We start from the raw sequence: 11,562 nt of genomic DNA, 5'->3' as shown, positions 1-11,562 counted from the left end.
GTCGAGGGTGTGCCCAATGCGCTCCGAGAAGCGGGCGACCGACTTGGCCGCCACCCGTTCGCTGACACTCACCGGGATCAGCGTCGTGAGCCAGGCGCCTGCGCCCAGCGGCTCGCCCTCCAGCTTGCGAGGGCGTGAGGTTGGCGTGTAGCCCACGATCGCCTCTCGCTTGCCGGCCCCCTCGAGCAGGTCGTAAAGATCGCGGAACAGGATGAACGAGGTGTCGTTCTGGTGCGCCGACCAGTTCGCCACCGGGAGGAAGTCCACCAGGTGGATGAGCTGGTAGTTCAGCGCGATCCAGAGATCCTCGCCGCTCATCGTGATCGGCTGGTTGTCGATCACCCGGTGAAATGTGATCGAGGCGATCGCATCGGCGCGGTGGACGTTTCTCCGGAGCTCCCGGCGCAGTGGGCCGGCGAAGAGCAGCCGCAGCACGGAGGGAAAGGCCTCGGTCTGCGTCCACTCCGAGTGTGTCATCAACTCGCGGAGCGCCGGGATCTTGTCGGCCGGCATCGCAAAGGTGTTGGTGCCAGTTCCAAGGATCGAGTGCAGCAGCATCACCAGGGGGGACTGCCGGGGGTAGTGCTGCACGCTGTACTCGAAGCAGAAGTACAGGTGGTCGAGGAACGAGCCGTCGGCGTGCTCCACATCGAAGTCGCACTCGCTCACCAGGAACTGCATCAGCTCCGGGCTCACCTCGGGGAGCGGGTGCGCCGCGCGGGCGGCCGCGTACTCGGCCTGCACTGCCTGGGCGGCAGCGGCGTCCCAGTGGGCCTCCTTGCCCACCCGGGTGGTCATCACGAAGCGGGCGGCATTGCCCTCGAGGGTCTTKAAGATGGTGCGATCGAGGTCGAAGTCCGGGATCGGCTCGACCAGGACCTTGCCCGTGTGGTCAATGGCGGCGCCACGGGCGATGGCGGCCTTGCGTTGGGTCGTCGGGTCGGGACGCTCGGCGGCGGACTGTTTCATTGGGTTCGCGGGCACGAACCAAGTGTAGAGGAAGTCGGCGCTGCGGATGCCCGGCCACGCAAGAATGCACGGATGCCCGCGTCGCATCGTCATAAGGACGGCTTATCGAAATTGAACAGAAGTGGTGGTTCCGAAGATGGGGTGTACCTGCCGATACTGGTCCTTCCCTGAGCAACAAATCTGACGGAGACCTCCACCATGACAACGACGCTTCGCATGGGCTTCTGGTGCGGACTGGCCATCGCCGCCACCAGCCACTGCGCATTCGCACAGACCCCGCCCGCCTGGCCGGTCAAGCCGATACGGCTGATCGTGCCTTTTTCGGCCGGAGGCGCCAATGATCTGATGGCACGGGTGGCAGCGGAAGGCGCATCCAAGGCGCTGGGGCAACCCGTCATCGTCGAGAACAAACCCGGCGGCGCCACCAGCCTCGGCGCCGACATCGCTGCCAAGTCGGCGCCCGACGGCTACACATTCCTGGTGAGCGCCGCGGGCGTGATCTCGAACAGCATGATCAAGAAGAACCTGCCGTACAAGGACGGCGACCTGACGCCGGTCGTCATGATCGGCCTGGCGCCCTCGGTGGTGCTCGTGGCCGCGGATGCCCCCTACAAGGATCTCAAGGAGTTCATCGCTGCTTCGCGCACGGGCCAGGGCTTCCATTGGGCAACTGCCGGCACCGGGAGCACGCCTCACTTCGTGGCCGGCATCCTGCAGACCAAGTACGGCGCAAAGCTGGATGTCGTTCCCTACAAGAGCGGCTCGGAGTCGATCACCGCGGTGATCGGCAAGCAGGTCGAGGCGACCTCCGAAGCCAGCATCGTCGCGCTGCCCTACATCACCAGCGGGAAGCTCAAGGCCCTGGCCGACACGTGGACTACGCGCATCTCTGCCTATCCGCAACTCTCGACGGCCACCGAGCAAGGCTTCGGCGACATACGCATCGCGCACTGGGCAGGTATCCACGCGCCAGCCGGAACGCCAGCCGCGATTCTCGACAAGATGAGTGATGCCGTGGACAAGGCAATGAAGACGCCTGAAGTCATCGATCGACTCAAGAAAGTCGGTATCGAGCCGATCGGCGGTACACGCGCCGCCTTCGTCAAGTTCGTCGACGAAGAGCGCAGTCGTCTTGGCGCGGTCGTCAAGGCGACCGGCATGCGGGACGAATGATGAGCGAGATCCATCCAGGTACCCGGTTGCGACAGCTTGTCAATGCGCGCCGCGGCTTGATGGTTCCCGGCGCGGCCAACGCACTGGCGGCCCGGGTGATCGAGCATCTCGGCTTCGAAGCCGTGTACTTGAGCGGTGCCGGCCTGACCAACACCTTCTACGGCATGCCCGATCTCGGCTTTGTCGGCTTGACTGACATTGCCCAGCACACCGCCGCGATCCGCGACGCAGTGGCACTGCCCATCGTCGTGGACGCCGATACAGGTTTCGGCAACGCCCTGAACGTACGCCATGCCGTGCGCACCCTGGAGCGCGCCGGGGCCAACGCGATCCAGCTCGAAGACCAGGCGATGCCGAAGAAGTGCGGTCACTTCGAGGGCAAATCCATCATCACGCAGCAGGAGATGGTGGGCAAGGTCAAGGCCGCGGTCGATGCGCGGCGGCACCCCGACTTTCTGGTCATTGCACGGACGGACGCGGCCGGCGTGGAAGGCATCGATGAAGCCATCTCGCGGGCCGTCGCCTATGCGGAGGCTGGCGCAGACATCACCTTCGTCGAAGCGCCCGAATCACTGGAGGCCCTGCGGCGCATCCCGACGGAGATTCCCTGCCCGCAAGTGGTCAACGTGGTGATCGGCGGCAAGACTCCCACGCTCACGGCGGCCGAGTTCGCCGCCATGGGTTTCGGCCTGGTGCTGTACGCCAACGCCGCCCTGCAGGGCGCCGTGCGAGGGATGACGCAGGCGCTCCAGACCTTGCACAGCGTCGGGAAACTCGAGGAATCGAGCGGACTGGTTGCCACCTTTGCCGAACGCCAGGCGCTGGTTCGCAAGAATGACTTCGATGCGCTCGAGCGACGCTATGCTTGAATCTTCCGCCACGCGCACCGCTGTCGACAGTCATGCGCATGTGTTCGTGCACGGCCTGCCGCTGGCGCCGCGCCGGCGCCACGCCCCGGCGTACGACGCAACGCTCGCCGACTACCTGTCCCTCCTCGACAGGCACGGCGTGTCGCACGGCGTTCTGGTGCAGCCGAGCTTCCTCGGAACCGACAATTCGTTCCTGCTCGACGCGTTGCGGCGCGAACCAATCCGTTTGCGCGGCGTGGTCATGCTCGATCCATCGTCGAGCGCGCAGCAACTCCACGAACTGGACGTCCTGGGTGTCCGTGGCGTCCGGCTGAACCTCGTCGGGCTTCCCATCCCCGATCTGCGCGGCGAGCGCTGGTCCGGTTTTCTTGCAAGACTCCATGCGCTTGACTGGCACGTGGAAGTGCATCGGGAGGCGGTTGATCTCAGGCCGTGCGTCGAGCCGCTGCTGCTCGCGGGTTGCAAGGTCGTCGTTGACCACTTCGGGAGGCCGAATGCCAATGTCGAAGGAAGCGACGGCGGATTCGAATGGCTGCTGGCCCAGGCCGCGACGGGGCGCGTGTGGGTCAAGCTTGCGGCCGCCTATCGAAGCTGGGATCAAGAGGAGGGGGCGCAGGCCACCGCGGCAGCGGCTGCCCTGCTTGCGCATTTCGGACCTGAACGCCTGGTCTGGGGAAGCGACTGGCCCAACACGCAGCATCGGGATCGGGCCAGTTTTGCGTCGGCCCGGCGGGCGCTCGACACATGGATTCCTGATCCGGAGGCACGCAGGCGCATCCTTGTCGACACGCCCGCAGAGCTTTTTCGCTTCAGCTGAAGATCCAGCCGTCAGCCCCAGAATCACAATCGAGAGACAACATGACTTTTTCAGTTCTTGGCCGCGCGCTGATGGTTTGCGCAACGCTCTGCACCGGCGGCTGGGCTGCGGCGCAGGACTATCCCGCCAGGCCGATCAAATTGATCGTGACCTACCCGCCGGGCGGTACCGTGGATGCGGTCGCGCGCATCATCGCGCCCCCGCTGGCCATGCGGCTCGGTCAGCCCGTCGTCATCGACAATCGCGGTGGCGCTGGCGGCATGATCGGCGGGGATCTTGCAGCGAAGAGCGCTCCGGATGGATACACGCTCATGCTTGACGCGTCGAATCACGCGCAGAACCCCGCACTGCATAGCAAGATGCCGTTCGACACCCTGGGTGCTTTCGCGCCGGTGTCGTTGCTGGTCAAGGTGCCCAACGTGCTGCTGGTGAATCCCGCGTACCCGGTGCACACGGTGTCGGACCTGATCGCGCGCGCCAAGGCCAGGCCTGGCGAAGTCAACTACGCGTCGTCGGGCAACGGCTCGTCACCGCACCAGGCCGCCGAGCTGTTCGATTCGATGGCCAAGACCCGCATGACGCATGTCGCCTACAAGGGGGGCGGACCCGCGCTCACCGATGTGATGGCGGGGCAGGTTCCGGTGTTCTTTGCCAGTCTGGGCTCCTCGCTGCCGTACATCAAGAGCGAGAAGCTGCGTGCGGTCGCCGTGGCGGGCAAGAGCCGGTCGGCCGTGCTGCCGAATGTGCCGACGATTGCGGAGTCCGGATTGCCGGGCTACGAGATGTACGAGTGGAATGCCGTGTTCGCGCCGGCCGGCACGCCCGCGCCGATCATCGACAAGGTGTCGAAGGCCCTCGCCGCCGTCATCAAGGAGCCGGACGTCAATGCCCGTCTGGTGGCGCTGGGGGCAGAAACCATCGGATCGACGCCTGCGGAGCTGGACACCTTCCGAAGAGCGGAAATGGCCAAGTGGACGCGCGTTGCCAAGGAAAACAACATCCGTCTCGACTAGGGCCTGTGAACAGGCCCTAGAGCATGTCCGCGAACACGTCTGCCAAGGTGGGGCGAGAGCGCGCCCGCCACAGTGCACTGAGATCGAAGCGCGGAAGTTCGTCGCCGTCGCGAACGGTGGCGTAACGCACGCCCTCGTGCCCAAGCGCCCGTACCGACTCCGGCAGCAGGGACCATCCCAGGCCGGCGGCGACGCAAGCCAGCACGGTGAGCGTTCGGTTGGCGTCTTGCACCACCCTGGTGTCGTGGCCGTGGCGGCGGAACACACCCAGCAATTCGGCGCGCAATGCGGGCATCTGCGATTCCGGAAACCAGACCAACCCCTGTGCGGCAACGTCGGCCAGCGAGACAGTGCCGTCCTTGGCGAGGGCATAGGTCGCAGGCACCACCGCGATGAGCTTGTCGTGCCCAAGCTGACGCTCGTGCAACTTGACCGCCAGCGAGACCGGGGGGTGGAGCAGCGCGACGTCGATCGTCCCGTTMTCGAGCGCCACCACCTGTTCGGCGTTGCTCATCTCCCGCAGTACCACCGCCACCTGGGGGTATTCACGACGCAAACGATCGAGCGCATGCGGAAGCACCTTGTAGACGGCGTGCGTCACGAATCCGACGATCAGCCTGCCGCCCCGTCCCTGTGCGATCGCGCGAGCCCGGTCAGCGGCCGCATCGCCATGGGCCAGGCTGGCACGCAAGTCTTCAACGACGGCATGCCCTGCGTCCGTCAACAGGGCGCCGCGCCGCGTCCGCTCGAAGAGCTTGACGCCCAGCTCCTGCTCGATGCGATTGAGCGTCTGCGTCAGTGCTGGCTGTGCCTGGCCCAACCGCTCGGCAGCCCGGGTCAGGCTGCCGGCATCCGCGACGGCGACGATGCAACGCATCTGGCGAGTGTCCATGACCTGATTCCAAAGAGTCGCTGTTCAGCATGACGGTGCAGCGATTGTGGCGGCATCGAGCAGCGAGCGCCACGGCTGCAGACGCTCGTGCGCCAATGAACACAACCCGCCGCTCGCCGGTGTCCGCTGTCCGACGAACCGAGCGTTGTCAGGACCTCGCCCTACGCGCCAAGCCTGCGGCTTCAGGTCGCACCGGGCCGGTAAACTCGATCGCCTTTGCATTCGGCGCGGATGACGGCAGACTGTCGAGGTCTGGAGGTCATTTATGTACGCCTGCGAAACCATGGCGGACGGCTCGCAAGTGAGCCGTGCCATCTGCCTTTGTCATCGGCCCGAGGTCGGGAGGCTGACCCGACTGATCAACGCGGACCTGTCGAGGCGCGGCTTCGTCGCCGGCATGGCCGCCTCGGTCGCGGCGCTGGGGCTTCCTTTCGGTGCCATCGCACAGCCCGCGCCAGCGACGCCGGCGAGGCCGATCCTGCTCACCAATTTCCGGCTCTTCGATGGCAAGGGCGCGACGCTGCGCGACGGCTTGCACCTCGTGGTCGAGGGGGACCGGATCAAATCGGTGGGCAGCGGCGCGCCGGCCGCGCCGGCGGGCGCTCAGACGATCAACTGCGGCGGCCGGGTTGTCATGCCCGGAATGATCGATGCCCATTGGCATTCGATGTTTGCAGCCTTGCCGCTCCAGGTGCTGCTGCAAGGCAACATCGGCTACATCCACGTCGCGGCCAGCGGGGAAGCCCAACGCACACTGCTCAGGGGTTTCACGACCGTGCGTGACCTGGGGGGTCCGGCGTTCGCATTCAAGCAGGCGATCGACCAGGGCCTGACGCCGGGCCCGCGCATCTACCCTTCCGGCGCAATGATCACCGGCACCGGTGGACACGGCGACCTGCGCCCCTTGTCCGACGTGCCGCGAAACCCGGGCACCCTGAGCTTCACGGAGCAGACTGGCGCCGCGGCCATCGTCGACAGCCCGGACGAGATCCGGCTGCGTGTGCGCGAGCAACTGACGCAGGGCGCATCGCAGATCAAGCTCGTGGGCGGCGGCGGCGTCTCTTCGCCGCGCAGTCCCCTGGATCTGACGACGCTGTCGGAGGCGGAGTTGCGGGCAGGCGTGGAGGCAGCGAGAGACTGGAATACCTATGCCACGGTGCATGCCTATGCGCCAACGACCGTGCAACGCGCCATCACGGCAGGCGCCCGCTGCGTCGAGCACGCGCATCTGATGGACGAGACGACCGCGAAGATGATGGCCGACAAGGGCGTCTGGCTGAGCATCCAGCCGTTCCTGTCGGACGAAGACACGGGCCCTCTGGGCGGCCCGAACCGGGTGGCGGCGCTCCAGGTGTTCGCGGGAACCGACAACGCCTACAGGCTCGCCAGGAAGCACAAGATCAAGACCGCGTGGGGCTCGGACATGCTGTTCTCCCCGGCGCTGGCGACCCGCCAGGGCACGATGCTGACACATCTGACGAAGTGGTACTCGAACAGCGAGATCCTCACCATGGCCACATCCACCAATGCGGAACTGCTGCGTCTTTCAGGGCCGCGCAATCCCTATCCTGGAAAACTGGGCGTCATCGAGGAAGGCGCGTATGCGGATCTGCTGCTCGTCGACGGCAATCCCGTCGAGAACATCGCGCTGCTTGCGAATCCCGACAGCAGCCTTCTGATCGTCATGAAGGACGGCAGGATCCACAAGAACACGCTGAAGGCATAGCGGGCGCGCCTCAGCCCACCCAGGCCTGCACTTCGATTTCGACGCGCGCTCCCTTGTAGAGCTCGGCCTGCACGGTCGAGCGCGTGGGCAGGGCACCCGCGAAATGCTTCGCGTATTCTTCGTTGAATGCGGCGAACTCGCCCAGGTCCGCAAGCCACACGGTGACGCGCACCACGTCGCTCATGCGCGCGCCGCATTCGCCGAGCGTGAGGGCCACGCGTTCCAGCACGGCCTTCGTCTGGGCCTGGATGCCGCCCTCGACGATGTTGGCCTGCGCATCCATCGCGAGCACGCCCGAGAGAAACAGAAAACCACCTGCGCGCACGGCCTTCGAGAACGGAACAGGCAGGGGAGTCGGGTAGCGTTCGATGCTCATGTGGTTTCCTTGTGGTCCTTGCGCACGATCACCTGCCCGTTGCGTGCCCCGCTGTGCACGCCGTGCTGCCAGGTGACGGCGCCATTCACGATCACCGCGTCGATGCCTTCGGCCGGCCGCGTCGGCGTTTCGTAGGTCGCGCTGTCGCGCACCGTCGCGGGGTTGAAGATCACCACATCGGCGTGGTGGCCCGGCTTCAGCGTGCCGCGCTCGTGCAGCCCGAAGTTGCGGGCCGTGAGCCCGGTCATCTTCCACACCGCCGTCTCCAGCGGGAACAGGCCGATGTCGCGGCTGTAGTGGCCCAGCACACGCGGGAAGGTGCCCCACAGCCGCGGATGCGGCTTCTCGCCGAGCGGGATGCCGTCCGAGCCGATCATGGTCTCGTCGAACGCGAGGACGCGCTCCACGTCGTCCTCGTCCATCATGAAATAGATCGCGCTGCCGGGCTGGAGCCGCCGTGCCGCATCCTCGCCCGACACGCCCCATTCGGCCGCGATGTCCTTCAGGTCGCGGCCCGCGCACTCGGGATGCGGCACGCTCGAGGCGATCAGCACGCGGCCTTCCATCATCCCGCGGTCGGTGCGGATCATGGTGGAGCCGGCCGTGTACGGGTAGCAGTCGAGCCCGATGCACTGGTGCTGCATCGCTTCCTTGATGAAGGGCAGCGTGACTTTGGTCTTGCCGAAGTTCTGCACGTTCTGCACCTTGTGGTGCGACACCACCACCGGGATGTCGAGCGCGCGGCCGATGTGGAAGGTCTCTTCGAGCGACTCCATCACGCGGTCGCTTTCGTCGCGCATGTGGGTCACGTAGAGCGCCTTGCGCGCCGTGAGCGGGCGGCCGACCTCGATGATCTCCTCGGTCGTGGCCTTCACGGCGGGCGGGTAGAAGGTGCCGGTCGACAGGCCGATCGCGCCGGCCTGCATGGCTTCCTCGACCAGCGCCTGCATGGCTGCGATCTCCGTATCGTTCGCGGGCCGGTCGAGGTCGGACATGACCACGGCGCGCAAGGTCGAATGGCCGACCATCGCCGCCACGTTCACCGACGAGGGCGTGGCGCGCAGTGCGTCGAGGTAGGCCGCGAAGGTCGTGAAGCGGCCTTCGGCCGGGGAGTCGAGCAGGCTCAACGGCATCGGCAGGTCCATGTCCGGGCGCAGCGGCGCCGCGCTGATGCCGCAGTTGCCCGCGATCACCGTGGTCACGCCCTGCGACACCTTGAAGGGCATCTGCGCCTGCGACAGCACGGCCTGGTCGTCGTGCGTGTGCGAGTCGATGAAGCCGGGCGCGACGATGCGGCCCGTGGCGTCGAGCGTCTGGTCGGCCGTATGGCCCGCGAGCTGGCCGATGGCGGCGATGCGGCCTTTCAGGATGCCGATGTCGGCATCGAAACGCGGCGCCTTGGTGCCGTCGATCACGGTGCCGCCGCGAATCAGGAGGTCGTAGTGGGTCGGAGCATCGGACATGTGGATTCCTTCTTCAACGAAAGTGGCAGGCCACCCAGTGGCCGCCGTTGGACGACGAGGGCCGCTCGGTCAGCTCGGGCGTCTTCTCCTTGCACACGGCCTGCGCCATCGGGCAGCGCGTGTGAAAGCGGCACCCCGAAGGCGGATTGGCGGGGCTCGGCGGATCGCCTTGCAGCAGGATGCGGCGCGCCGGCGTGCGCGGGTTCGGCACGGGAACGGCCGACAGCAGGATCTCGGTGTAGGGGTGCAGCGGCGTCGAGAACAGCGTGTCGCGGTCCGCGATCTCCACGATGTGGCCGAGGTACATCACCGCCACGCGATGGCTGATGTGGCGCACCACCGCGAGGTCGTGCGCGACGAACAGGTAGGCGATGCCCAGCTCGGCCTGCAGATCCATCAGCAGGTTCACCACCTGCGCCTGCACCGACACGTCCAGCGCCGACACCGGTTCGTCGCAGACGATCAGCTTCGGGTTCAGCGCCAGCGCGCGCGCAATGCCCAGCCGCTGCCGCTGGCCGCCCGAGAACTCGTGCGGAAACTTCTTCGCCGCCTCGGGCCGCAGGCCGACGCGCGAGAACAGCCACTGCACGCGCTCGCGCCGCTCGGCCGCGTCGTCGGTGCCGAAGTTGCGCAGTGGCTCGGCCACGATGTCGCCGGCCGTCAGGCGCGGGTTCAGCGAGGCATACGGGTCCTGGAAGATGATCTGCAGCTGGCGACGGCGCAGGCGCATCTCGTTCGCCGGGAGCGTCAGCAGCTCCTCGCCGTCGAGCCGCACCGAGCCTGCGCTGGGCTCGACCAGCCGCAGCACCGACTTGGCCGCGGTCGTCTTGCCGCAGCCGGATTCGCCGACCAGCGAGAGCGTCTCACCGCGCGCGACCGAAAACGACACGCCGTCGACCGCCTGGATCGCCGGCTTCGCGGGCCGCAGCCAGCGCTTGGGAGAGATGTAGTGCTTGCGCAGATCGCGCACCTCGAGCAGCGGGGCCGCGGTCGTCATGCCATCACTCCGGCCGCATCGGCCCATTGTTCCTCGACGGCAAAGCAGGCCACCACATGGTCGCCGCCCTGCCGCACCAGCCGCGGCGTCTCCACGCGGCAGCGCTCGCGCGCATGGCCGCAGCGCGCCGCGAAGGCGCAGCCGCGTCCCAGCTCGTGCGCGGCCGGCACCAGCCCCGGGATCTCGGTGAGCCGCGTGCTCGCGGTATTCAATCCGGGCATCGAGGCCATCAGCGCGCGCGTGTAGGGATGCAGCGGCCGGTCGAACAGGTCGATCACGTCGGCTTCCTCGACCTTCCTGCCAGCATACATCACGACCACGCGGTCGCAGCTCTCGGCCACCACGCCGAGGTCGTGCGTGATCATCACCACGCCCATGCCCAGCTCCTTCTGAAGCCGCTTGATGAGATCGAGGATCTGCGCCTGGATCGTCACGTCCAGCGCCGTCGTCGGCTCGTCGGCGATCAGCACCTCGGGGTTGCAGGCCAGGGCCAGCGCGATCATGACGCGCTGGCGCATGCCGCCCGAGAGTTGGTGCGGGTACTCGTTCACGCGCCGCTCGGGCTCGGGGATCTGCACCAGGCGCAGCATCTCGACCGCGCGCTTCATCGCATCGGAGCGGCTGGCCCTCTGGTGCAGTTGCACCGTCTCGGCGATCTGCCGGCCCACGGTGAGCACCGGGTTCAGCGAGGTCATCGGCTCCTGGAAGATCATCGAGATGCGGTTGCCGCGGATCTGCCGCATCTCGCGCTCGCTGAGCTGCATCAGGTCGGTGCCGCGCAGCCGAACGGCGCCCATGTGGCGCCCGGGCGGCGTCGGCACCAGCCGCAGGATCGACAGCGCGGTCACGCTCTTGCCGCAGCCCGATTCGCCGACCACGCCGAGCGTGCGGCCCGCTCGCACGGTGTAGGAAACGCCATCGACCGAGCGCACCACGCCCGCCAGCGTGTGGAAGTGGGTGCGCAGGTCGTCGACTTCGAGCAGCGGCTCGCCGGGGGCGAGCGCGGTATGGGACATCGGGATCGTCATGGCGCTTCGCTCACAGTTGCCGTGCCAGGCGCGGGTCGAGCGCATCGCGCAGGCCGTCGCCGAGCAGGTTGATGGCCAGCACCGTGGCCGCCAGCAGCAGGCCCGGGTACAGGATGATGTGGAACGCCACCGCCACGAAGTTGCGGCCCTCGGCCATCATGTTGCCCCAGCTGGGTGTCTGCGCAGGCACGCCGACGCCGAGGAAGGACAGCGCCGCCTCGGTCAGCACCGCGGCGGCG

At 67.0% G+C, this 11,562-nt stretch carries 12 protein-coding genes; 5 read left to right on the top strand and 7 right to left on the bottom strand.

Annotated elements, in window-relative coordinates; translation table 11 throughout:
• A partial coding sequence (locus tag AC1D2K_RS18875) for a hypothetical protein (protein ID WP_478090363.1) occupies positions 1-969 on the bottom strand: 969 nt, incomplete at its 3' end.
• A 198-nt stretch (positions 970-1,167) separates the two neighbouring features.
• On the opposite strand from AC1D2K_RS18875, the gene AC1D2K_RS18870 reads away from it, so the two are divergent.
• From AC1D2K_RS18870 to AC1D2K_RS18855, 4 genes are read left to right on the top strand one after another with little or no spacing between them, the layout of a single operon-like run.
• Entirely contained in the window at positions 1,168-2,142 is a 975-nt protein-coding gene (locus tag AC1D2K_RS18870) for a Bug family tripartite tricarboxylate transporter substrate binding protein (protein WP_478090362.1), read from the top strand.
• A complete protein-coding gene (locus AC1D2K_RS18865) occupies positions 2,142-3,011 on the top strand; it encodes an isocitrate lyase/PEP mutase family protein (RefSeq protein WP_478090361.1) in 870 nt (289 codons plus the stop codon). The genes AC1D2K_RS18870 and AC1D2K_RS18865 overlap by 1 nt, the downstream gene beginning before the upstream one ends.
• The gene (locus tag AC1D2K_RS18860; RefSeq protein ID WP_478090360.1) at positions 3,004-3,828 is read left to right on the top strand and encodes an amidohydrolase family protein; all 825 of its coding nucleotides are present in this window, start codon (positions 3,004-3,006) and stop codon (positions 3,826-3,828) included. Before AC1D2K_RS18865 ends, AC1D2K_RS18860 begins: the two co-directional genes overlap by 8 nt.
• A 41-nt stretch (positions 3,829-3,869) precedes the next feature.
• Positions 3,870-4,841 (top strand): tripartite tricarboxylate transporter substrate binding protein, encoded by a 972-nt coding sequence (locus AC1D2K_RS18855; RefSeq protein ID WP_478090359.1) that lies wholly within the window; start codon positions 3,870-3,872, stop codon positions 4,839-4,841.
• Between the two features lie 16 nt (positions 4,842-4,857).
• Here the strand turns inward: AC1D2K_RS18855 and AC1D2K_RS18850 are convergent, their stop codons facing one another.
• Positions 4,858-5,733, bottom strand: a complete 876-nt coding sequence (locus AC1D2K_RS18850) for a LysR family transcriptional regulator (protein WP_478090358.1) — start codon at positions 5,731-5,733, stop codon at positions 4,858-4,860.
• Positions 5,734-5,998: 265 nt separating this feature from the next.
• Here AC1D2K_RS18850 and AC1D2K_RS18845 point away from each other — a divergent pair, with 265 nt between their 5' ends.
• The gene (locus tag AC1D2K_RS18845) at positions 5,999-7,459 is read left to right on the top strand and encodes a metal-dependent hydrolase family protein (RefSeq protein WP_478090357.1); all 1,461 of its coding nucleotides are present in this window, start codon (positions 5,999-6,001) and stop codon (positions 7,457-7,459) included.
• A gap of 10 nt (positions 7,460-7,469) precedes the next feature.
• On the opposite strand, the gene AC1D2K_RS18840 is transcribed toward AC1D2K_RS18845, so the two are convergent.
• The 5 genes from AC1D2K_RS18840 to AC1D2K_RS18820 form a co-directional block, all read right to left on the bottom strand.
• The gene (locus tag AC1D2K_RS18840) at positions 7,470-7,835 is read right to left on the bottom strand and encodes a RidA family protein (RefSeq protein ID WP_478090356.1); all 366 of its coding nucleotides are present in this window, start codon (positions 7,833-7,835) and stop codon (positions 7,470-7,472) included.
• The gene (locus AC1D2K_RS18835) at positions 7,832-9,298 is read right to left on the bottom strand and encodes an N-acyl-D-amino-acid deacylase family protein (RefSeq protein ID WP_478090355.1); all 1,467 of its coding nucleotides are present in this window, start codon (positions 9,296-9,298) and stop codon (positions 7,832-7,834) included. Before AC1D2K_RS18835 ends, AC1D2K_RS18840 begins: the two co-directional genes overlap by 4 nt.
• Positions 9,299-9,311: 13 nt before the next feature.
• Complete coding sequence (locus AC1D2K_RS18830) at positions 9,312-10,295, bottom strand: ABC transporter ATP-binding protein (protein WP_478090354.1); 984 nt, start codon at positions 10,293-10,295, stop codon at positions 9,312-9,314.
• On the bottom strand, positions 10,292-11,323 hold the full coding sequence (locus AC1D2K_RS18825) for an ABC transporter ATP-binding protein (protein ID WP_478090353.1): 1,032 nt from the start codon (positions 11,321-11,323) through the stop codon (positions 10,292-10,294). Before AC1D2K_RS18825 ends, AC1D2K_RS18830 begins: the two co-directional genes overlap by 4 nt.
• 10 nt (positions 11,324-11,333) lie before the next feature.
• The coding region (locus AC1D2K_RS18820; RefSeq protein ID WP_478090352.1) for an ABC transporter permease subunit at positions 11,334-11,562 on the bottom strand (229 nt) is incomplete at its 5' end.

Source organism: Variovorax sp. P1_H12_2 (assembly GCF_056405335.1).
This window is presented reverse-complemented; position numbering and strand designations above follow the sequence as displayed.

Bases quoted from the DNA above. Each gene is read 5' to 3' on its own strand.
- AC1D2K_RS18870 (WP_478090362.1), top strand. From the start codon at position 1,168: ATGACAACGACGCTTCGCATGGGCTTCTGGTGCGGACTGGCCATCGCC.
- AC1D2K_RS18865 (WP_478090361.1), top strand. From the start codon at position 2,142: ATGAGCGAGATCCATCCAGGTACCCGGTTGCGACAGCTTGTCAATGCG.
- AC1D2K_RS18860 (WP_478090360.1), top strand. From the start codon at position 3,004: ATGCTTGAATCTTCCGCCACGCGCACCGCTGTCGACAGTCATGCGCAT.
- AC1D2K_RS18855 (WP_478090359.1), top strand. From the start codon at position 3,870: ATGACTTTTTCAGTTCTTGGCCGCGCGCTGATGGTTTGCGCAACGCTC.
- AC1D2K_RS18845 (WP_478090357.1), top strand. From the start codon at position 5,999: ATGTACGCCTGCGAAACCATGGCGGACGGCTCGCAAGTGAGCCGTGCC.
- AC1D2K_RS18840 (WP_478090356.1), bottom strand. From the start codon at position 7,835: ATGAGCATCGAACGCTACCCGACTCCCCTGCCTGTTCCGTTCTCGAAG.
- AC1D2K_RS18835 (WP_478090355.1), bottom strand. From the start codon at position 9,298: ATGTCCGATGCTCCGACCCACTACGACCTCCTGATTCGCGGCGGCACC.
- AC1D2K_RS18830 (WP_478090354.1), bottom strand. From the start codon at position 10,295: ATGACGACCGCGGCCCCGCTGCTCGAGGTGCGCGATCTGCGCAAGCAC.
- AC1D2K_RS18825 (WP_478090353.1), bottom strand. From the start codon at position 11,323: ATGACGATCCCGATGTCCCATACCGCGCTCGCCCCCGGCGAGCCGCTG.